The sequence below is a fragment of the Stenotrophomonas sp. BR163 genome, assembly GCF_047520985.2.
Taxonomy (GTDB): Bacteria; Pseudomonadota; Gammaproteobacteria; order Xanthomonadales; family Xanthomonadaceae; genus Stenotrophomonas; species Stenotrophomonas sepilia.
Genome location: NZ_JAXBRE020000013.1, coordinates 95575 through 118279, shown reverse-complemented (window position 1 = coordinate 118279; position 22705 = coordinate 95575). Strand labels below are relative to the sequence as shown.

Annotated in this window: 10 protein-coding genes and 2 pseudogenes; 7 read left to right on the top strand and 5 right to left on the bottom strand. The window is 66.5% G+C overall.

The genetic code is table 11. The annotated features are described in order from the left end of the window. Together ACM0PY_RS12685 and ACM0PY_RS12680 are read left to right on the top strand one after the other, a co-directional pair. Positions 1–141, top strand: a pseudogene (locus tag ACM0PY_RS12685) (DUF1801 domain-containing protein); the annotation flags it as partial. Positions 142–179: 38 nt separating this feature from the next. Beyond that, a complete protein-coding gene (locus ACM0PY_RS12680; RefSeq protein ID WP_134970729.1) occupies positions 180–587 on the top strand; it encodes a DUF1801 domain-containing protein in 408 nt (135 codons plus the stop codon). A gap of 68 nt (positions 588–655) precedes the next feature. Here the strand turns inward: ACM0PY_RS12680 and ACM0PY_RS12675 are convergent, their stop codons facing one another. Then, the gene (locus ACM0PY_RS12675) at positions 656–2128 is read right to left on the bottom strand and encodes an MATE family efflux transporter (protein WP_134970731.1); all 1473 of its coding nucleotides are present in this window, start codon (positions 2126–2128) and stop codon (positions 656–658) included. 62 nt (positions 2129–2190) lie between these two features. On the opposite strand from ACM0PY_RS12675, the gene ACM0PY_RS12670 reads away from it, so the two are divergent. Both ACM0PY_RS12670 and ACM0PY_RS12665 read left to right on the top strand, forming a co-directional pair. After that, on the top strand, positions 2191–2430 hold the full coding sequence (locus tag ACM0PY_RS12670) for a hypothetical protein (RefSeq protein WP_088496961.1): 240 nt from the start codon (positions 2191–2193) through the stop codon (positions 2428–2430). A 9-nt stretch (positions 2431–2439) separates the two neighbouring features. After that, positions 2440–2847 (top strand): RNA-binding S4 domain-containing protein, encoded by a 408-nt coding sequence (locus tag ACM0PY_RS12665; protein ID WP_005415742.1) that lies wholly within the window; start codon positions 2440–2442, stop codon positions 2845–2847. Positions 2848–3067: 220 nt separating this feature from the next. Here the strand turns inward: ACM0PY_RS12665 and katG are convergent, their stop codons facing one another. From katG to ACM0PY_RS12645, 4 genes and pseudogenes are all read right to left on the bottom strand, one after another. Then, the gene (katG, locus tag ACM0PY_RS12660) at positions 3068–5305 is read right to left on the bottom strand and encodes a catalase/peroxidase HPI (RefSeq protein WP_134970733.1); all 2238 of its coding nucleotides are present in this window, start codon (positions 5303–5305) and stop codon (positions 3068–3070) included. 147 nt (positions 5306–5452) lie between these two features. Further along, positions 5453–6052 carry a DUF937 domain-containing protein gene (locus ACM0PY_RS12655; RefSeq protein WP_134970735.1) on the bottom strand — a complete coding sequence of 200 codons (600 nt, stop codon included), beginning with the start codon at positions 6050–6052 and terminating at the stop codon, positions 5453–5455. Between the two features lie 206 nt (positions 6053–6258). Then, on the bottom strand, positions 6259–8850 hold the full coding sequence (gene mutS, locus ACM0PY_RS12650) for a DNA mismatch repair protein MutS (protein ID WP_111201628.1): 2592 nt from the start codon (positions 8848–8850) through the stop codon (positions 6259–6261). A 131-nt stretch (positions 8851–8981) separates the two neighbouring features. Continuing rightward, a pseudogene (locus ACM0PY_RS12645) lies at positions 8982–9092 on the bottom strand (barstar family protein); the annotation flags it as partial. A 436-nt stretch (positions 9093–9528) separates the two neighbouring features. Between ACM0PY_RS12645 and ACM0PY_RS12640 the strand changes: the two are divergent. The 3 genes from ACM0PY_RS12640 to ACM0PY_RS12630 are packed head-to-tail and all read left to right on the top strand — an operon-like array spanning position 9529 to position 22640. Next, complete coding sequence (locus ACM0PY_RS12640) at positions 9529–11217, top strand: ShlB/FhaC/HecB family hemolysin secretion/activation protein (protein ID WP_414609419.1); 1689 nt, start codon at positions 9529–9531, stop codon at positions 11215–11217. Between the two features lie 21 nt (positions 11218–11238). Beyond that, a complete protein-coding gene (locus ACM0PY_RS12635) occupies positions 11239–22425 on the top strand; it encodes a hemagglutinin repeat-containing protein (RefSeq protein ID WP_414609420.1) in 11187 nt (3728 codons plus the stop codon). Further along, complete coding sequence (locus tag ACM0PY_RS12630) at positions 22422–22640, top strand: hypothetical protein (protein WP_134970741.1); 219 nt, start codon at positions 22422–22424, stop codon at positions 22638–22640. Before ACM0PY_RS12635 ends, ACM0PY_RS12630 begins: the two co-directional genes overlap by 4 nt. The last annotated feature ends 65 nt before the right edge of the window (positions 22641–22705 follow it).

Here is a 22705-nt window from a genome sequence, read left to right as displayed (position 1 = left end):
GCACTGGCGCCAGTGCCGCCCGAGCCGTCCAGGAGCGCCAATACGCGTTACCTGCACATCTTCGAAGATGCCCCGTTGGATGAAACGCAGTTCCGCGACTGGGTGCGCCAGGCCGCCGCGTTGCCCGGTGAGCGCATGTAACCCCGACGTTCCGATTCCCTTCCCGACGAGAGCCGCTGATGGTCACGCATGCACCGAACCCTGCCGATGCCGGAACACCGGCCGCTGAACTGATCGACGCGCGCATCGCCGAACTGGGTGACTGGCGCGGCGAAACGCTGGCACGCGTGCGCGCCTTGATCCATGAAGCGCTGCCCGACGTGCAGGAAACCTGGAAGTGGCGCGGCACGCCGGTGTGGGAGCAGGACGGCATCCTGTGCACCGGCGAGACCTACAAGCAGGTAGTGAAGCTGACCTTCGCCAATGGTGCGGCGCTGCCGGACCCGAAGGGCCTGTTCAACGCAAGCCTGGACGGCAACACCCGGCGCGCGATCGATATCCACCAAGGCGCGATGCCGGATGCCGCTGCGTTCAAGGCGCTGCTGCGCGCGGCGGCGACGTTCAACGCGGCGAAGAAGAAGCGCTGACCGTCTTCTGTAGAGCCGAGCCCATGCTCGGCTGACAGGCCTGTGCGGACCAACGGTCCGCACCCACCTCAACGTGGCGGCGCTGGCTCCAGTGCCGCATCCGGGTCGGCCACCGGCGAGGGTGGGCAGGCGGGAATCTCCGAGGGCGTGGCCAGCGCTTCGGCATGCGAGGGTTTGCCCATCATCTTCGCCTTGCGCCAGCCACCCCAGCGGTAATACGCCAGCGACAGCAGCATCGACACCAGCGAGCTGACCGGGAAGCTCCACCAGATCGCATCGGCGCCCCAGTAAGGCTGCAGCAGTTCGGCGAACGGCACGCGCACGCCCCACAGCGAGCCGGCCAGGATCAGCAGCGGCGGAATCACCGCGCCGGTGGAGCGCACCACGCCGGAGATCACGAAGCTGACGCCGAAGAACAGGAACGAGCCGATCACTACGTGGTTGAGGTGGCGCGCGATCTCCAGCGCCTGGCTGGCCGGTGGCAGGAACAGCGCCAGCAGCTGGCGATCGAACACCACCAGCGGCAGGATCAACGCGCCGGTCAGCAGGAAGTTGAACAGCACGCCTTGGCGCGCGGTGCCGCGCACGCGGTCCCAGCGCTGCGCCCCCACGTTCTGTGCGGCCATCGAAGAGCACGCTGCACCGATCGCCATCGCTGGCATCTGCAGGTAGTTCCACAGTTGCAGGGCAGCGCCGTAGCCCGCGCCGGTGTCGGTCCCGTACTGGTTGACCATGGTCATCAGCAGGATCACCGACAGCGAGATCAGCACCATCTGCAGGCCCATCGGTACGCCCTTGACCACCAGCGCCTTGAGGATGGTCATGTCGAGCTTGAACAGGCGCATGTCGGCGCGGCCCAGCCACAGGGTGTGGCGCTTGTGCCGCATGTACAGCAGCAGGCCGGCCAGCGACAGCGTCTGCGCGACCAGCGTGGCCCACGCCGAGCCGGCGATACCCAGCGCAGGGAACGGCCCCACGCCGAAGATCAGTACCGGGTTCAGCACGATGTCCAGCGCCACCGACACCATCAGGAAACGGAATGGCGTGCGCGAATCACCGGCACCGCGCAGCGCGGCGGTGAGGAAGGCGAACGCGTACAGCGTCGGCATCGCCAGGAAGATGATCTGCAGGTAGGCCTCCGCCAATGGCAGCGAAGCAGCCGGCGTGCCCATCGCCGCCAGCAGCGGATGGGCCATGAACCAGCCGGCGAGGGCGATGATCACCGACAGGCCGATGAAGAAGGTGGCGCTGGTGCCGACCACGCGCCGCGCCTGCGCGATGTCGCGCGCGCCAATCGCCTGGCCGATCAGGATGGTGGAGGCCATGCCGAAACCGAACACAGAGCCGATCAGGAAGAACATGATGTTGTTGGCGTTCGCGGTGGCGGTCAGTGCCGCCTCGCCCAGGAAGCGCCCGACCCAGACCGCGTTCACCGAACCGTTCAGCGACTGCGCGATGTTGCCCGCCAGGATCGGCAGGGAGAACAACAGGAGATTGCGCCCGATCGGGCCGGAGGTCAGGTCAAGCGGCGCTTTGGCCATGGAGTGGTGATCGAATCCCGGGAGGCGCACACTAGCACCAAGCCAGTTCGCGGGATGTGGCAATGCATCAACGACTGCAGGTGGAGCGGAGGTTGGCGCTGGCCTTGATCGGCGCTGTATTGGCCGCATGTTCGATGGACGACCGGCTGGGTGATACCCAGATCCGGCCAACCGACCGTCCCGAGTGCCTGGTCGGCAGCCAGCGCCAGGACCTGGCCTCCGGGGTGCGGCCATTGATCGGCGGCACCGGCTGCCGGGCCGACCCGGACAACCCGCGTCCCCTCAACAAGCCACTGGAGTAGCCTGCCCCCATGCCCGAGCTTTCCCCGCTGTCACCCAGTGTCCGCCTGGACATCTGGTTGTGGGCGGCCCGTTTCTTCAAGACCCGCAGCCTGGCCAAGCAGGCGATCGAGACCGGCAAGGTCAGCGTTGCCGGGCAGCGTCCGAAATCCTCACGCGCGGTGCGTGTGGGCGAGCAGCTTCAGGTCGACCGTGGTGAAGAGCATTTCGAGGTCCAGGTGCTCGGCCTGAGCGATCAGCGCGGGCCCGCAGCGACGGCGCAGCAGCTGTATGCCGAGAGCGAGGCCTCCAAGGCGCGTCGTGCCGAACAGCGTGCGCTGCGCATCGCCGCGCGTGACGGGTTCCAGCCGCCGGAGCACAAGCCGGACAAGCGCGCACGCCGGTTGATCCGCGCGCTGGGGGACATCGACGCGCTGTGACGCAGCCCCGGCGTTCGCCGGCGACATCACCTTCCGGGATACGCCGCAGCGCGGTGGCAACGGCTTCAACGAGAGCTCGCCGGACCGTGCCTGCGTCCACGCGCTGCGGGACGCCAGCCGAAATGGCGTATCTGCTGCGCAGAGCATGCGAACCGACGCTTCGCACCCGGTGGAGCGCGCCGGTAGCGCCGGGCCATGCCCGGCGACTACCCCGATCGCCTCAACCGTGCAGGTCGTAGCGGTCCAGTTCCATCACCCGCGTCCAGGCGGCGATGAAATCCTGCACGAACTTCTTCTCGCCATCGGCGCTGGCATAGACCTCGGCCAATGCGCGCAGCACCGCGTTTGAGCCGAACACCAGGTCGGCGCGGGTACCGGTCCAGCGCACAGCACCGTCGGTGCGGCCACGGCCTTCGTAGCTTTCGCGGCCGGTGGCCTTCCACTGCGTACCCATGTCCAGCAGGTTGACGAAGAAGTCGTTGCTGAGCGTGCCTGGGCGCGTGGTGAACACGCCGTGCTTGCCACCATCGGCATTGGCGCCGAGCACGCGCAGGCCGCCGACCAGCACGGTCATCTCCGGCGCGGTCAGCGTAAGCAGCTGCGCCTTGTCGATCAGCAGCGCCTCCCCGGGCACGCTGTAGGCGCCCTTCAGGTAATTGCGGAAGCCATCGGCGACCGGCTCGAGCACCGCGAACGATTCGACGTCGGTCTGTTCCTGGCTGGCATCGGTGCGGCCCGGGGTGAACGGCACGCTGACCTCATGGCCACCGGCCTTGGCCGCCTGTTCGACACCTACGCCACCGGCCAGCACGATCAGGTCGGCCAGTGACACGTGCTTGCCGCCGGCATTGAAGCTGGCCTGCACCTTTTCCAGCGCGGCCAGCACCTTGGCCAGCTGCTGCGGCTGGTTCACCTCCCAGTCCTTCTGCGGCGCCAGGCGGATGCGCGCACCGTTGGCGCCGCCGCGCTTGTCCGAACCACGGAAGGTCGAAGCCGACGCCCATGCAGTGGACACCAGCTCGGCGACGCTCAGGCCCGCTGCGGCGATCTGCTGCTTCAGCGCTGCGATGTCCCTGGCGTCGATCAGCGGGTGCTGTGCTTCCGGCAGCGGGTCCTGCCAGATGAACTGTTCGGCCGGAATTTCCGGGCCGAGGTAACGTGCGCGCGGGCCCATGTCGCGGTGGGTCAGCTTGAACCAGGCGCGGGCGAAGGCATCGGCGAAGGCCTGGGGCTCGGCGAGGAACCGGCGCGAGATCTTTTCGTAGGCCGGATCCATGCGCAGCGACAGGTCGGTGGTGAGCATGGTGGGGCGGTGCTTCTTCGACGGGTCGTGCGCGTCGGGAATCACCGCTTCGGCGTTCTTGGCCACCCACTGGTGGGCACCGGCCGGGCTCTTGCTCAGCTCCCATTCGTTGCCGAACAGGATTTCGAAGAAATCGTGGCTCCACTGCGCCGGGGTGCGCGTCCAGGTCACTTCCAGGCCGCTGGTGATGGCGTCGCCGCCCTTGCCGCTGCGGAAGCTGCTGGCCCAGCCCAGGCCCTGGCTTTCCAGCCCGGCGGCTTCCGGTTCCTTGCCGACGTTGTCGGCCGGGCCGGCACCGTGGGTTTTGCCGAAGCTGTGGCCGCCGGCGATAAGCGCGACGGTTTCCTCGTCGTCCATGGCCATGCGGCCGAACGTATCGCGGATGTCATGCGCGGCCAGCACCGGATCCGGGTTGCCATCCGGCCCCTCCGGATTGACGTAGATCAGGCCCATCTGCACTGCGGCCAGCGGGTTTTCCAGCGTGCGCGAGTGCACGTCGCCGTCGGCATCGTCATCGGATACGAGCACGCCATGGTTCTCTTCAACGCCTTCCGAGCCATGCTTGTAGCGCACGTCACCGCCCAGCCAGGTGGTCTCGCGGCCCCAGTACACATCCTGGTCCGGTTCCCAGGTATCGGGGCGGCCGCCGGCAAAGCCCAGGGTCTTGAACCCCATCGATTCCAGCGCGACGTTACCGGTGAGGATGAGCAGGTCGGCCCAGGAAATGGCCTGGCCGTACTTCTGCTTGATCGGCCACAGCAGGCGCCGGGCCTTGTCCAGGCTGACATTGTCCGGCCAGCTGTTGAGCGGTGCGAAGCGCTGCTGGCCACGACCGCCGCCGCCGCGGCCGTCGCCGATGCGATAGGTGCCGGCACTGTGCCAGGCCATGCGGATGAACAGGCCACCGTAGTGCCCGAAGTCGGCCGGCCACCAGTCCTGCGAATCGGTCATCAGCGCCTTCAGGTCCGCCTTCAGCGCGGCGTAGTCCAGCCCCTTGAAGGCCTTGGCGTAATCGAAGCCGGCATCGAGCGGATTGGAGCGCGCCGAATGCTGGTTGAGCAGGTCCACGCGCAACTGGTTCGGCCACCAGTCGCGGTTGGTCGTCGCGTCGCCGACGACGGCATGGTTGAACGGGCACTTCGCTTCGCTTTTCATGGGTCTCTACCTGTGGACTGGCGAAAGGTGGAATCGGGGGAGGCCTGACCACGATAGGTGGCGCCTACCAATGGGTAAATTCGATTGATTCAACCGATGCGATAGTGGCGAACTATGGAGCCGTCTGACTAGGACGGTCGTGTCCGATCAACGCTTCAGCAGACCCGCGCCCAGCTTCATCAAGTCACTGGCCCCGAACTGGCCGTCGCCGTCCCGGTCCAGGACGCCGCCGAGCAGGTTGCCGATGCCGCCGGACTGCTGCGTTTCCTGGCCCAATGCCTGGCTCAGCTGGCCTGCGTTGCCGCTCTGGGCGAAGCGCTGGGCCAGGAAGGACATGACGATGGGGGCGAGGATTGCCAGCAGCTTGCCCGAAGTGCCGCTGTCGAGACCGGTCTTCTGCCCGAGCAGTTGTGCCGCCTGCGGTTGCTGGCCACCGAACACGTGGCCGAGGATGCCGGCGCCATCGGTGGCGCCGCTGCCGCTCCCGCCCATCACCGCGCCCACGATCCCGCCCAGGTCGAAACCGCCGCCACCGCTGTGGTCGCGCTGCAACGCGTTGAGCAGCGACTGCGCGCCCTGCGGCTCACTGGCGTTCTGCCCCATCGCGCCGAGCAGCAGGGGCAGGGCGCTGCCGACGGCCTGGGCGGTCTGGCTGCTGTCCAGGCCGAGTTGCTGGGACACCTGCTGCAGGCCCTGGCCCTGCTGCAGCTGCTGGAAGAGGGATGCAGCGAGCGATTCGGTGTTCATGGCAGTCTCTGTTCTGTGAAGGAAGGACGGCCCGAGCATAACGCTGCGTGCACTACGGGAATGCGAAGGCAGCCGAGCATGGGCCCGGCTCTACAGACAGAGCGCGACGGGGTCGTTGTGGAGCCGAGCATGGGCTCGGCTCTACAGGCAGGGCGTGAGTTGTAGAGCCGAGCCCGTGCTCGGCCCAGGCCTGCCTGCGGGCGCGGTTACAGCAGCGTCTTCAACCGGTACAGCGCCTCAAGCGCCTGCTTCGGCGTCAACTCGTCCGGATCGATCGCCGCCAGCGCTTCCTGCGCCTTGCTGGACGGCGCGCTGAACAGGCCGAACTGCTGCGGTGCATCCAGTGCCTGCGGTGCCAGTTCGGCCGCGTGGCTTTCACCGCCGCGCTGTTCCAGCTCGGCCAGGCGGCGACGCGCCTGCGCCACAGTAGCCCGCGGCAGGCCGGCCAGTGCCGCCACCTGCAGGCCGAAGCTGCGGTTGGCCGGGCCATCCTTCACCGCGTGCATGAACACCAGCGCCTCACCGTGCTCGACGGCGTCCAGGTGCACGTTGGCGATGCCACTGCGGCCGCCCTCATGCTGTTCGTCGGCCAGCGCGGTCAGTTCGAAGTAATGGGTGGCGAACAGCGTGTAGCAGCGATTCTGGTGGGCCAGGTGGCGGGCCACCGCGTCGGCCAGCGCCAGGCCGTCGTAGGTGGAGGTGCCGCGGCCGATCTCGTCCATCAGCACCAGCGAATGGGCGGTGGCGTGATGCAGGATGTAGCTGGTCTCGGCCATCTCGACCATGAAGGTGGATTGCCCGCGCGCCAGGTCGTCGCCGGCGCCGATGCGGGTCAGGATGCGGTCGATCGGGCCGATCACAGCGCGGCTGGCCGGCACGAAACTGCCGATATGGGCCAGCAGCACGATCAGCGCGTTCTGCCGCATGTAGGTCGATTTACCGCCCATGTTCGGACCGGTGATGACCAGCATGCGACGGTCGGGATGCAGGTCCAGGTCGTTCGGTTCGAACGGCTGCTCACGCACCGCTTCGACCACCGGATGGCGGCCACGCTCGATCTTCAGGCACGGTGCCGTTTCCAGTTCCGGGCGCGACCAGTCCAGCGCCTGCGCGCGCTCGGCGAAGGCGGCCAGCACGTCCAGTTCGCTCAGCGCAGCGGCGCACTGCTTCAACGGTTCCAGCTGTTCGCCGAGGGTGTCCAGCAGCTGCTCGTACAGGTACTTCTCGCGCGACAGCGAACGGTCGCGCGCGGACAGCACCTTGTCTTCGAACGCCTTCAGTTCTTCGGTGATGTAGCGCTCGGCATTGGTCAGCGTCTGGCGGCGGGTGTAGTGCACCGGCGCACGGTCGGACTGGCCCTTGCTGATCTCGATGTAGTAGCCGTGCACGCGGTTGTAGCCCACCTTCAGGGTGGGAATGCCGCTGCTTTCGCGTTCGCGCTGTTCCAGATCGACCAGGAACTGGTCAGCATGGGTGGACAGGCGGCGCAGCTCGTCCAGCTCTTCATCGAAGCCGTCGGCCAGCACGCCGCCGTCGCTCAGCTTCAGTGGCGGCATTTCGGCAATGGCGCTGGCCAGCAGCTGCGCGCACGCGTCATGCTCGCCCAGCGCGGCGTGCAGGGCCTGCAGGCGCGGCGAATCCAGCGGCGCCAGCACCTCGCGCACGGCGGGCAGCAAGCCCAGGCCATCGCGCAGGGTGGAGAAATCGCGCGGGCGCGCCGAGCGCAGCGCGACGCGGGTGAGGATGCGTTCCAGGTCGCCCAGGCGGCGGAACTGTTCGCGGATATCGGCGTCGCTGCCGCGGTCGATCAGGGTTTCCACCGCATGGTGACGCTGTACCAGGACCTCGCGCAGGCGCAGCGGGCGGTGCAGCCAGCGCCGCAGCAGGCGGCCGCCCATCGGCGTCACCGTGCTGTCGAGCACGCCCAGCAGGGTATTACGGGTATCACCGTCGACGCGCGTGTCCAGTTCCAGGTGGCGACGGGTGGCGGCGTTCATCGCGATCGCCTCGCCAGCGGTTTCCATCGCGATCGAGGTCAGGTGCGGCAGGCGCTGCTTCTGGGTCTCCTCGACATAGCCGAGCAGGGCACCTGCGGCAGCGGTCGCGCGCGGCTTGTCATCGATGCCGAAGCCGCTCAGGTCATGCAGCTTGAAGAAGTTCAGCAGCTGGCGGCGGCCGCTGTCGGCGTCGAACAACCAGGGGGCGCGACGGCGCACGCCGGTGCGCTGGCGCAGGAATTCCGGCCAGTTTTCTTCGTCGGGCACCAGCAGCTCGGCCGGCTCCAGTCGGGCCAGTTCGGCTTCCAGGGCGTCGTCGGTTTCCACTTCGTTGACCAGGAAGCGGCCACCGGCCAGGTCGGCCCAGGCCAGGCCGTAGCCCTGCTTCGTGCGCGACAGCGCCATCAGCAGGGTGTCACGGCGCTCGTCCAGCAGCGCTTCGTCGGTGACGGTTCCGGGGGTGACGATGCGCACCACCTTGCGTTCGACCAGGCCCTTTGCCAGCGCCGGGTCACCGATCTGCTCGCAGATCGCCACTGACTCGCCCAGCGCCACCAGCCTTGCCAGGTAGCCCTCGTAGGCATGCACCGGCACGCCGGCCATCGGAATCGGTGCGCCGCCGGAGCTGCCACGCTGGGTCAGGGTGATGTCGAGCAGGCGCGCGGCCTTGCGCGCATCGTCGTAGAACAGCTCGTAGAAGTCGCCCATGCGGAAGAACAGCAGCAGGTCCGGGTACTCGGACTTGGCTGCGAAGAACTGCTTCATCAGCGGGGTATGTTCGGCGGACTTGTCTTTGGACATGGGACTCGTGGATCAGGGCATCCGGCCGCGCCGGATGGCAGCGGCAGCGGAGCGCGTACAGGGCCGTCCATGGTAACTGCTGGGGCGCAGGGCTGCCGCCACCGGAGGCAGGCCGGTACGGCACGGAAAGGGCTCGGCCCGAGCTGCCACGCCTCGCCAGCCATGAACACGCGGTTGATCTCCGCGTACAGGCTGGCGATGTCATCGATGGCGGCGCCTTCAATCTGTAGGACGATGGTCATGCGCCGACTGTAGCGTGACCCGCGCGCAGGGCGTGTGCGGCTGAACGGATTCGCTTTGCGGGCGTGGGCCGTGCACCGCATACTTCGCGGCTGCACTTCGCTGCACGGCTGTCGTGCAGCAGCATGCGCCGCTTTGCAGGCACGAGGCGAACGCTCGTTCCGCAACCTGCCAGCGCTTTGCCGCGAGCCTTTGCACAGGCTGACGCGCGCCCTCCGGAAATTCATCCTTCAGAAACTCCCGCGCCGGCCGATCTGTACTCCGGCATTGCGCCTGTCGCGCGATGCCGTGGCTGTCCATGGTGGCGCAGCCTCGGTTCACGTTCCTGCAGCACCGCGGCTGGCACCGCGGGCGCTGGCAGGACGATTTCGAATGGAACGTAGCGTGGAAACAGGGAAGAAGCACCCGGGGCCGAGGCTCCATCGTGGTTGGTCGTTGATGCTCGCCGTTGCCGCATGGCCGGCGACCGCCCAGCAGGCCGGTGATCCCGCCGCGCACGAACTGCTGCGGCAGCAGGAGCGCGAACGCGTGCTGCGCGAGCAGCAGGAACAACGCCCCGACGTCCGCCTGGAGCGGGACGCGCAGAAGGAGGGCGACCGCCTGCCGGCGCAGGAGCACCCGTGCGTACGCATCGATCGCATCGTGCTGGAAGGCGAAGGCAGCCAGCGCTTCGGCTGGGCACTGGCGGCCGCCGACCCGGTCGACGATCCGGCCACCGGCCGTTGCCTGGGGACCGAAGGCATCAACGTGGTGATGAAGCGTGTGCAGAACGCGATCATCGCCCGTGGCTATGTCACCACGCGCGTGCTGTCGGCACCGCAGGACCTCAAGCAGGGCACGCTGGCGTTGTCGGTGGTGCCGGGCCGGTTCCGCGAGGCCGTGTTCTCCGATCCGCAGGGACGGCATCCGGCCCTCGCCAATGCACTGCCGATCCGCAGCGGCGGCCTGCTCAACCTGCGTGACATCGAGCAGGGCCTGGAGAACCTGCAGCGCGTGCCCACCGTCAGCGCCGACATCAAGATCGCGCCGGCCGACGGCGAGGGCGCGGCGCCGGGCCAGAGCGAACTGCAGATCGACTGGACGCAGCGCTCGCCGGTGCGCGCCAGCGTCACCCTGGACGATGCCGGCAGCCGCGGCACCGGCAAGCTGCAGGCCAACGCGACGCTGTCGCTGGACAATCCGCTGGGCCTGAACGAGCTGTTCTACGTCAGTGCGGGCCGTGGCGTGTTCAACGGCCGCGGCAAGGACACCGACAGCTGGACCGCGCACTACGACGTGCCCTACGGCTACTGGCTGTTCGGTGCTACTGCCAGCGCCTACGACTACAGCCAGAACGTGGTCGGCGCCTTTGAACGCTACGAGTACAGTGGTCGCAGCCGCAACGCCGAAGCGCGGGTGGACCGGCTGCTGCTGCGCAATGCCAAGGTCAAGTTCAGCGCCTACGCGCGCGGCTGGCAGCGCGAGTCGAAGAACTACATCGACGATACCGAGATCGAAGTGCAGCGCCGCCGCACCGCTGGCTGGGAACTGGGCCTGACCCACAAGCAGTTCATCGGCACTGCCACGCTCGATGCCAGCGTGGCCTACCGGCGTGGCACGGGCGCCTTCGACGCACTGCGTTCGCCGGAAGAGATGGCGCAGTTGTGGGACCCGACGTTGCCGCTGGAAGGCACCTCGCGCATGAAGCTGATCACCGCCGACGCGCAGTTCAGCGTGCCGTTCCAGCTGGGCAAGCAGCGCCTGCGCTACACCGCCGCATGGCGGGCGCAGTGGAACCGCACACCGCTCTCGCCACAGGATCGCTTCGCCATCGGTGGCCGCTATACCGTGCGCGGTTTCGACGGTGAAAGTTCGCTCAGCGGCGAGCGTGGCTGGTCGCTGCGCAACGATCTTTCGCTCGGTATCGGGGGCGGCCAGGAGTTCTACGTGGCTGCCGACTACGGCCGCATCGGCGGCCCATCCGCGCAGTGGCAGTCCGGCCATGACCTGGCCGGCATGGCACTGGGCCTGCGCGGCGGCTGGCAGCGGCTTTCCTGGGATGGCTTCGTGGGTTCGGCGCTGCACAAACCCGCCCATTTCCCCACCGACTACACCACATTCGGCTTCAGCCTGGCCTGGCGCTACTGATCCGCCACAAGGACACGTGACATGAACACTATCTATCGTCTGGTTTTCAACCGCGCGCTGCGCGTCTGGCAGGTGGCTTCGGAGCTGGTGAAGGGCGGCGGTGGCCTGGTCGGCCATGTGCCGGGCCGGCAGAGCGCCGCGCTGTCGCCGCTGGGTTTCGCACTGATGTGCTCACTGGGCTGGGTCAGCCTGGGAACGCCTGCGCTGGCGCAGTCCGATGCGCGCATCATTTCCGATCCGAATGCGCCGGGCCGTGAACGGCCGACGATGGTGACCGCACCCAATGGCGTGCCGATGGTGAACATCACCACGCCGTCGGCGGCGGGTGTGTCGCGCAACCGCTATTCGCAGTTCGATGTGGGCCGCGATGGCGTCATCCTCAACAACGCCCGCGGCCAGGTGCAGACGCAGCTGGGCGGCTGGGTACAGGGCAACCCGTGGCTCGCCACCGGCAGTGCACGGGTGATCCTCAATGAAGTGAATGGTCCGGTCAGCCGGCTCAACGGCTATGTGGAAGTGGCCGGGCAGCGCGCCGAAGTGATCATTGCCAACCCGGCCGGGATCCAGGTCAACGGCGGTGGGTTCCTCAATGCCAGCCGGGTGACCCTGACCACCGGCACGCCGATGTTCACGGGTGCAGGCGCACTTGAGGGCTATCGGGTCACCGGTGGCGCGATCCAGATCGATGGCGATGGCCTGGACACCAGCCGTGCCGATTACACCGACCTGATCACCCGTTCGTTGCAGGTCAACGCCGGCATCTGGGCCAACCAGCTGCAGGCGACGCTGGGCAACAACGTAGTCAGTGCCGACCACAGCCAGGCCAGCGCGACCGCGGCCAGCGGCGAGGCACCGGCCTTCGCGCTGGACGTTGGCGCGCTGGGCGGCATGTTCGCCAACAAGATCTGGCTGGTCGGCAACGAGCACGGCGTGGGCGTGCGCAATGCCGGCAGCATTGGCGCACAGGCCGGCGAGCTGGTGGTGACGGTGGATGGCCGGCTGGAAAACACCGGCGCCCTGCAGTCGCGGCAGAACGTGCGCGTGCACGCCAGTGGCGATCTTGCCAATGGCGGCACCATCGCGGCCACGCGCGAAGTTGCGATCACCGCCGGTGGCACGCTGGACAACAGCAACGGCACGCTCAATGCACAGCGCCTGCAGCTGCAGGCGCAGGGGTTGCGCAACCATGGCGGCGCCATTGAACAGACCGGTGTGCAAGGGCTGGCACTCAAGGCCGACGCAGCCAGCAACCGTAGCAATGGCCTGTTGGGTGCACTGGATGCCATGGCATCAGGTGGTAACGGGAGCAGCGCTGGCAGCGGCGCGTCGCCCGGCAATGGCGGTGGAACACCGGGAACCGGCACGCCGGGAACGCCGGGAACCGGAGGCGGCAATGGCGGCTCGGCGGGTACGCCGACGTCGCCGGAGCTGCCCCTGGCCGAGGGCCTGATCGCCATCGCCGGTACGCTGGACAACGACGGCGGCAGCATCAGCAACGGCGGCTCGGTGTCACTGGCCGCACGCAACGGTCTCGACAACAGCGGCGGTCGCCTGGGAGTGAGCGCGCTGCAGGCCGGGGGGGAGCTGCGCAATGACGGCGGCATGCTGCAGGTGCATGGCGATGCCGCGTTGCAGGTGGGCCTGTTGTCGAACCAGAAGGGTGCGCTGAGCGTGGCCGGCGACCTGTCGCTGGATGCGCAGGCGCTCGACAACCGCGGTGGTGAACTGCGCCACGCCGGCAAGGCGGCATCGTCGTGGACGGTGAAGGGCCTGTTCAACAACGACGGTGGCCTGCTGGCCACCAATGCCACGCGGCTTGCATTGCGCGCAGGCCAGGTCGGCAATGCGGGAGGCCGCATCGAACATGCCGGTGGCGGTGGTCTCGCGGCGGATACGGGCGACTGGGCCGGCAGCGGTGGGCGACTGAGTACCCTGGGCCGCCTGCAATGGTCGGTCGGCAACGCCGATCTGCGCAACGGTTCGCTCAGTGCGGCCGGGTTCGAGATCCTGGCCGCGACGCTGGACAACCGGGGCGGCAGCCTGCTGTCGCTGGGTAGCGGGGCCAGTTCGGTGAAGGCCACGACGCTGGACAACAGTGCCCGCGGCACGTTGGCCGGCAACGGCGATCTGGCACTGGTCGCGACCACGCTGGACAACAGCAACGGCCTGGTTCAGCAGGCTGGCACCGGCACCCTGAGCGTGCAGGCCGATACGTTGCGTGGCAGCGAAGGGCGCCTGCTCAGCAACGGCGCGCTGGTGCTGTCCGGCGGGGAGTTGGACGTGAGTGGTGGTACGACATCGGCGCAGAGCGTGCAGATCCACGCCGGGGCACTGCGCAACCGCCAGGGCCAGATCGTCTCGCAGGGTGTCTCGGCGCTGGCGCTGGACGTGCGCGATGCGTTCGACAATCAGGGCGGCCAGATCGTCGGCAACGGCGGCCTGCGCATCGACGCCGGTCGCATCGACAACCAGAAGGGCACGCTGCAGTCGGCCGGCACGCAGGGTGTGGCGCTGACGGTGCGCGGCACGCTGGATAACAGCGGCGGCGGCATTTCCGGCAATGGCCAGGTGCAGCTGCAGGCCGACAGCCTGGTCAACCAGGGCGGCAAGGTACTGGCCGCAGGCAGCGCTGCATTGCAGGTGCAGGTCCGCGAGCTGCTGGACAACAGCAACGGTGGCCGATTGGCCGGTTCTGGCGATCTGCGATTGCAGGCGGCAAGGCTGGACAACCGGAGTGGGGCGATCGAACACGCCGGCGGCGGCACGTTGCAGATCCACGCCGACAGCCTGCAGGGCGCGGGGGGCCGCATCCTCAGCCAGTCGTCGCTGATGCTTGAGGGCGGCCAACTGCAGCTGGGGGCCGGCAGCATTACCCAGGCCGAGCGCATCGCCATCGATGCACAGCACCTGGACAATGCCGGCGGCAACCTCAGCGCGACCGGCAACGACACGCTGCGACTGCACGTGGCGCAGCGCGTGGAAAACAGCGGCGGCACGATCGCCGGCAACGGCGCGCTGGATGTTCAGGCCGGTGAACTGATCAACCGCAAGGGCACGCTCAGCGGTGCCGGAACGGCTGACAGCACGCTGCAGATCGTCGCTGCGCTGGACAACCACGAAGGCACGATCGCCAGCAATGCCAACCGCCTGACGGTCACTTCCGCACGGCTGGACAACAGTGGCGGCAGCATCCGCCAGGCCGGCAACCAGGGCCTGGACATCACCACCGGCCGCCTGGACGGCAGCAAGGGCACGCTGGTCTCCTCGGCCACGCTGACCCTGCGTGCTGGCGACGTGGATCATCGTGACGCGACGCTGGGCGCCGATCGCCTCGACCTTGAGGCCACTACGCTCGACAACGCCGGTGGCCGCATCATCGCCAGCGGCGAAGGCGCCAGTCGCATCAAGGCCACGACGCTGGGCAATGCCGGTGGCACGCTGGCCAGCAATGGCGACCTGGGCCTGCTGGCACAGGCGCTGGACAACCGTGCAGGCAGGATCCAGCACGCGGGGAGCGGCCAGCTGCAGGTCTCGGCGAAGACCCTGCTGGGCAACGGCGGCAGCGTGCTCAGCAATGGCAGCTTCGCGCTGGACGGCGCCAACCTCGATCTGGCCGCGGCAACCACCTCGGCGCGCCGCGTCGACATCACCGCCGATACCCTGACCACCGCCGGTGGCACGCTCACCGCAACCGGTGAAGACGCGCTGCGCCTGCGCGTACAGGGTGTGCTGGACAATCGCGGTGGATCGCTGGCCAGCAATGGCGCGCTGGCTGTCACCGCGCAGCAGCTGATCAATGCACAGGGCACGCTGCAGGGTGCAGGCGCGGGTCACTCCACGCTGGCGATCGGCCAGGCGCTGGACAACCAGAAGGGCCGCATCCTGCTCGGCGGTGCCGGCACGGTCACCGCGGCCAGCCTCGGCAACCAGGGGGGCACCGTCCATGCGGGCGGCAGCGCGCTGGTGCTGGGCGTTGACGGTCGCCTCGACAATGGCGAGCAGGGGCTGCTGTCCAGTACCGGCACGATGACCCTGGGCGTCGGCAGTCTCGACAACCGCCACGGCACCCTGGTCGCTGGCAAGGACCTGAGCGCGACCACGGCGGCAGGCGTAGACAACAGCGACGGCGCGATGCAGGCCGGCGAACGGCTGCAGTTGCAGGGCAACGGCCTGCTCAACCAGCGCGGCACGCTGCTGGGCGGCCAGCTGGACATCGATACCCGCGGCCAGCGGCTGGACAACCGCGCCGGCACGCTGGGCACCCAGAAGGGCGACCTGATCGTTCGCAGTGGCGCGATGGACAACCAGGGCGGCCGCGTGCAGTCGGCTGCCGATCTGCACATCGATACCGCGGGGCAGGACATCGACAACCGCGCCACCGCCGGCAGCGGTGGATTGCTGGCGGCCGGAAAGCTGCAGCTGGATGGTGGCGCGCTGGACAACCGTGGCGGCGCAGTCAATGCACAAGGCGATGCGCGCTTGCTGCTGGCCCGCGTCGACAACAGTTCCGGTGGAACACTTGCCAGCGCCGCGAACCTGTCGCTGCAGGCGGCGAGCCTGGCCAATGCCAGTGGTCGCGTGCAGGCCGGGCGCAATCTCGACCTGACCCTGGGCGGGCACCTGGACAACGCCGACGGCGCGATCGCGGCCGGCCAGCTGCTGACCCTCACGGCCGCCAGCGTGGACAACCGCAACACCCGTGGCGGCGACGGCACGCGTGGCCTGCAGGCGGGCCAGCTGCAGTTCGGGGCACAGTGGCTGGACAACAGCCAGGGCCAGATCGTCACCGATGGCGGTGCGCGGCTGCAGATCAATGGCCAGATGCAGAACACCGGCGGCGTGATCAGCACCGGCGGCAACCTGGACAGCCAGGCGGACAACGTCGCCAACAGCGGTGGCCTGCTGCGCGCCGATGGCAGCCAGACCCTGGTCGCACGTGCGCTCAGCGAAGACGGCCAGGTGCATGCGCAGCGTGACCTCGGCCTCACCCTGCAGCAGGGCATGCGCCAACGTGGCGAATGGATCGCCAACGGCACGCTGTCGCTGAACCTGTCCGGCGACCTCGACAACCAGGGTGTGGTGCGCGGTGGCAACCTCGACCTCAACGCCCAGAACATCACCAATGCGGCCTCGGGTGAGATCTCCAGCCAGGGCACGACCCACCTCAATGCCCATGGCCAGCTGACCAACCGGGGCCTGATCGATGGCGCGCTGACCCACCTGGAGGCCAGCGAAATCGACAATCTTGGCACCGGGCGAATCTATGGTGATCGCGTGGCGATCTCCACCGGCGTGCTGAAGAACCGCGCCGAAGAGGCCGGTGGTGCCACCCGCGTCGGCACCGTGGCCGCACGCGAGCGGCTGGACCTGGGCGTGCGCGAACTGCAGAACACCGGCAAGGGCCTGATCTACAGCGGCGGTGATGCGGCCATCGGTGGCGCGCTCGGCGCCGACCGGATCGCCAGCGGCATTGCCGGGCGGATCGACAACATCAGCTCGGTCATCGATGTGAGCGGCAACCTGTCCATCGATGCGCAGGCGGTCAACAACATCCGCGAGAACGTGGTCATCACACAGACCACCGCCGTGAACGCTCCGGTGCGCATGGATCGACCCGCCTGGTGGCGCAACGGCAAGAATGGCACCGAGGACATTCGCAGCACCAGTCACTATACGGCGCACGAGGTGTACTACCTCAACCCGACCGATATCTTGGAAGACACGCCGCACATCACGCCGGATGGCTTCACCGTGCACCGAGCGGTGGTACGACTGACCGCGCAGACCAGTGCCTACTTCTTCGGGCGCGGTGGGCTGTATGCCGCGCTGGGTGAGCGTGCGCGGCTGAACGTGCAGGACGGCACGGTGGTGATGTACTACGTCGGCCGCCAGGACAACCAGGTCAATCCGGACCAGGTTGCCGCTGGTGCCGACGATCCGTTTGCCGAGCTGGCCACCCTGCATCCCGATTCGCCGGCATTCCGCTACGTCGATGACAAACTCACCTACTCGTCAGCGTATGGCACCTGTACGACCAACTGCGTGCAGTTGTGGACCTACAAGGACTACGATCCCGACCGCATTCTGACCAGCCCACAGTTTGCGGGCGGCAACTCCACCAGTGCCAACGAGCAGTATCGCCTGGCCACGCGCACCGTGACCGAAGATGTGTTGCAGCCGAGCGTCGGTGCCGATGCGGTCATCCGGTCAGGCGGTGCGATGCGCATCCGCAGCGATGACCTGCGCAACCACTACGGCAGCATTGCCGCCGGCGGCGATCTGGACATCATCGGCCTGACCGGCGCGGCAAGGGTGGAGAACCTGGCGGCCACGCTGTATCGCACGAACCAGTTCTCCAACGTCAGCCACACGTTCGGCGGGGATGTGATGACCTGGAGTGCTCCGGCCATTTCCGAGGTGACCGGTAAGATTGGCGGCAGCATTGTCAGCGGCGGCTCGTTGAGCATCGACGTCGGTGACCTGAGCAACCTCAACCAGGGGCGCAACGCGCCGAACGTGCAGAACGGTTCGGCCATGGCCAACCTCAACGTGCAGGGGCCCACGGCGCTGCCGGATGGGCCGGGTCGTGGCGGTGCGCAGGGGCCGGGCCAATCCACTGGCACCGGTGCCGAACGCGCGCTGGCACAGGCGGCCGATGGTGCAAGTACCCAGCAAGGGAGCAGCGTCGGCGGCGTGAGCGGCAACACCGGTACGTCCGGGCCGCGCGTGGTCGCAGCCAGTGGAGGATCGCCGGATCGCATCGCGATGGGTGCACCGGACACGCGCGCGCCGAGCGCCAGCCTGTTCAACGTCAATCCCAACGGCGGCCACTATCTGGTCGAGACCGATCCGCGCTTCACCGACCACAGGACCTGGCTGAGTTCGGACCATCTGCTGGGCCAGATGGGCTACTCGCCCGATACCGTGCAGAAGCGGCTGGGTGATGGGTACTACGAGCAGAAGCTGGTGCGCGAGCAGATCGGCCAGCTGACCGGTCGCCGCTTCCTGGACGGCTACGCCAGTGACGAGGCGCAGTACCGCGCGCTGCTGGAGGCCGGTGCCACGGTGGCCAGCGAATGGGGCCTTCGCCCCGGCGTGGCGCTGACCGAAGCGCAGATGGCACAGCTGACCAGCGACATCGTCTGGCTGGTCGAGCAGACCGTCACCCTGGCCGATGGCAGCACCACCACCGCGCTGGTGCCGCAGGTCTACCTGCGCCTGCGCCCGGGCGACCTGGACGGCAACGGCGCACTGCTGGCAGGCGCCAATGTCGATATCAAACTGGGCAATGGCCTGGTCAACACCGGCAACATCGCCGGGCGCAAGCTGGTGACCATCGATGCCGGCAACATCGAGCATCTGGGCGGCAGCATTTCCGGCCAGTACGTCGGGCTGTCGTCGGACAAGGACATCCGTGTTGTGGGTGCCGCCGTGACGGCCACCGATGCGCTGTCGGTCAAGGCTGCGGGCAATGTCACGGTGGCCTCCACGGTGGAGACACAGCAGGGCGGTGGCACCTACCAGTACGAGACCAACCGCATCGATCGGGTCGCCGGTCTGTATGTAACCAATCCCAGTGGCGACGGCATGCTGTCGGTGGTGGCCGGTGGTGACATCAGCCTGCAGGCCGCACAGATCCGCAACGCCGGCGCCGACGGCCTGACCCAGCTGGCCGCAGGCGGCACTCTGGATGTTGGCGCGATTGCGCTGGAGGAGCGCCGCGACGCCACCTTCGATGAACGCAACCATCAGCGCAGCAGCAGGACGACACACGCTGCCACATCGGTGCAGGGCGCTGGCGATGTGGTGCTGGCCGCAGGCAAGGACATCAACCTGGCCGCAGCGCAGATCAAGGCGGCGGGCGGTCTGGCGCTGCAGGCCGGTGGAGACATCAACAGCCAGGCGCTGGTGGACAGCGAAAGCCGCGATTTCTCCAGTGCGGGCAAGCGCAGCTCGCTGCAGGTCAGCCAGCGTGATGAGACGGTGCGCGGCAGTCAGTTGTCTGCTGACGGCGGAATAGCACTCAGTGCAGGGCGCGATGTGAACCTGGTAGCCGCAGAGGTACGAAGCGAACAGGACGCGATCAGCATTGGTGCCGGCCGTGATGTGAATCTGAAATCCACGCAGGAAGAGCACACCTGGGAGCAGGATACGCAGCGCAAGAAGCGAGGACTCACTTCCACTACGCGTACCGCAACGCACGATGCAACCCAGGACGTACTAGCCGTTGGCACGGTTCTGTCGGGTGAGCGGGTCAGCATCGGCGCAGGTCGTGACATCACAGCTGAGGGCGCCAAGATTGCGGCCACCGGCGACGTAGTGATGGCTGCCAAGGGCAATCTCAGTATTGTTGCTGCGGAGTCCACTCATTCCGAACAGCACAGCAGCGATCGCAAGAAGTCCGGGCTGCTTGGAGGGATGAATGGCAGCTTCGGGGTTACGTTCGGTAGCCGAAGCAGCGGCAACAGCAGTTCCCTCACCGAAACGATCGCAGAAGGAAGCATCGTCGGCAGCGCGCTGGGCAGCGTGACGCTGACTGCGGGCGAAACGCTGCACATCGGGGGCTCCGATGTGCTCTCCAGGAACGGAATGACGTTGCTTGGCAAGGATGTGCGTATCGATTCGGCAGAACAGTACTCGGAGTACAACGACAGGAATTACTTCAGGCAGTCCGGTCTGAATGTTGCCGTGGGCGGTGCGACCGTTGATACCATTCAAAGTGCACGCGCCGTGTATGCCTTCGCCAAGCGCGCAGACGAGGTCGAGGACGATCGCCTCAAGGCGCTCTATGCGTACAAGGCGGCGCAGGGTGCAATCGCGGTGGCCCAGGCTGCGGGGCAGCAGTCGGGCGATGGCGGTGGCGGCGCCGGATTGAACGTCCGGGTGACCGCAGGAACCCAGCGATCCCAGTCGGAAACGACGATGGAGCAGACGACCCATCGTGGCAGCACATTGCACAGTGATGGCGATGTGGTGATCGCAGCCACCGGCGGCGATCTGACCGTGGTGGGCAGTAACGTGTCTGGTCGCAACGTAGATCTTGCGGCGGCCAAGGATCTGATGATCCGAAGCAGCGAGGATCGCTATGCCCAGGACAGTAGAAACCAGTCCCAGGGTGGAGAGATCGGTGTTGCGATCAGTGGAAGCAGCGGCGGCGGTGCAGCGATCGGTGTCTATGTTGGCGCCAATGCCGCGCGTGGCAAGGCCGACGGGAACGGCACCGTCCACAACGAAAGCATCATCAAGGCCGGGGATCGCCTTACGTTTGCGAGTGGTGGAGACACGACTTTGCAGGGCGCACAGCTGGTTGCCAACCAAGTTATCGGTCAGGTGGCGGGCAATCTGACGGTGCGCACAGAGCAGGACACGGATAGATACAAGAGCCAGCAGCTTGCGGCGAAAGGTGAAGCCACGATTGGCTATGGCTTCGAGGGTAGTGCCAGCGGCAGTGCCGCCATGATCGACAGTGACTACCGTAGCGTCCGAGAGCAGACGGGAATCGCCGCCGGCGACGGGGGCTTCCAGTTGCAGGTGGGGGGCAACACGCATCTGGTCGGGGCCGTCATCGCAAGCACCGCGGATCCCTCGAAGAATCTGCTGTCGACGGGCAGCTTGACGGTTGAGGATCTCAAGAACCGGGCGGAGTTCCTTTCCGCCTCGATCAGTGGCGGTACCAGTGGCGGCGGGAGCCCTTCAGACGGGTTCAACTTCAACCCCTCGGTGATGCCGGGCCTGCCAACGGGTGACAGCAAGAGCTCCACCACGCGAAGCGGCGTGGCCGACGGCACGATCGACATTCGAAATGGAGACAACAGCACGCTGGCAGACCTGCAGCGCGGCGTAACTGGTTTGGACAACGCCAATGGATTTGCGCCCATCTTCGACGAGAAGAAGGTTCAGGAGCGGCAGGAACTCACGCAGATCCTGGGGGAGATCGGTTTCAAGGCCGTTGGCAATCTGGCCTCCAAGAAGAGTGCCCAGGCCAAGGTGGATCTGGAAGTTGCGCGCGCCAATGGTGATGCCGAGGCCGAGGCCGACGCGCTGCGGCGGATCAGCGAGTGGGGTGAAAGCGGGCGCAACAAGGTCTTGCTGCATGGCCTGACAGGCGCTGCCGTTGCGGCATTGAGTGGCGGCGATATTGGCGGCGCCGCTGCGGGTGCCACCGGTGCCGCGCTGGCCAAGGAGGCGATGACACGCTTCCTTACCGGTCAGGGCATGGATCCGCGGAGCGGTGAGTTCAACAGTCTGATCGAACTCGCCAGTGCTGCGCTGGGCGGAGTCGTGGGTGGTAGTGATGGTGCGGGCACGGCGCTGCTGGGAGATCAGTTCAACCGTCAGATGCACTGGGATCAGTACCTGGAAGCTCTGGATGTCTGCAAGGCCAATCCTGCTGTGCGAGGCTGTTCCACGATTCTTGAGATGTCGGACAACACCAAGGCCGTTGTTATTTCCGACAGCAGTGATGAGGTTGCCTATAAAGTCATAGCGAATCAGAACAAGGAGACAGGCGAGACTGTCAGCTTCACGCTGACGGAGTCAGACGGAACTCCTCGACTCATCATGCAGAAGGATGAGTACAACGATTTCGTTGTATCTGGACTGCCTCCGCCGCTTTGGGGCATGGCACCTGGCTACGCTCTGGATTTGGGGTCCTACTTTACGCACGGATTAAGGGGGCAGACCGGTCAGGCGTTTGGCGATCTTTCCAATATATTCACCAGTGGTGAGTATTGGCGGGATATGGCACTCGCGCTGATCACAAGTGCTGCGGGTGCAAAGGGGGGAGCCTTGGTAAAGGGTGGGAAAGCACCACCTGCATCAGTCGCCTCGTCTGGCGAAGTCGCGGTGTCTCGTGGCGGATTGGCGTACCTTGATGAACCGCCATTCAATCCTGTTGGGTCGGTCGGTTCTGCACAAGTTTGGTCATCAAAAGCCAGAATAAAATATGTCGAATTGCCGACTCAGGGTAGAATAAGGTACGTTCCTCCGTCGGGATACTCTGCATCAAATCCGCTTCCCCGTGGTCCCAATAATGGATATCTGGATAGATTTGGTAATGAATGGACAAAAGGTCCGTCGCGCACTCAGGGGCAGGCTTTCGAGTGGGATGTGCAATTGTCCAGAACTGGAAAGGCGCAGTTGGGCTGGGCGACACGCGACGGGTCGCATCTTAATATTTCGCTTGATGGACGGATTACGCACAAATGAATGAAGCTATTGATTTCTATATGGAGGTTGAGGTCGTTGAGCCCCGGTCTGTATACGTTGGTCGACGTGGTGGTGTGCTGGGGATAAGTCGGGAGGAAGATGGCGTCGTCAAGGGCTATGCAGTGATGCTGCATGGGATGGATACATCTGTCTTCTTTGAGTCGGGTGACGTGGTTGCGACAGGTGTCAGGTTTGATCGATCGCATTATTATTGATAATAATTTGGATGTGATTTTAAAACTTCAAATTCTGGATTGATTGTTGTCGGGCAAATTTTCGG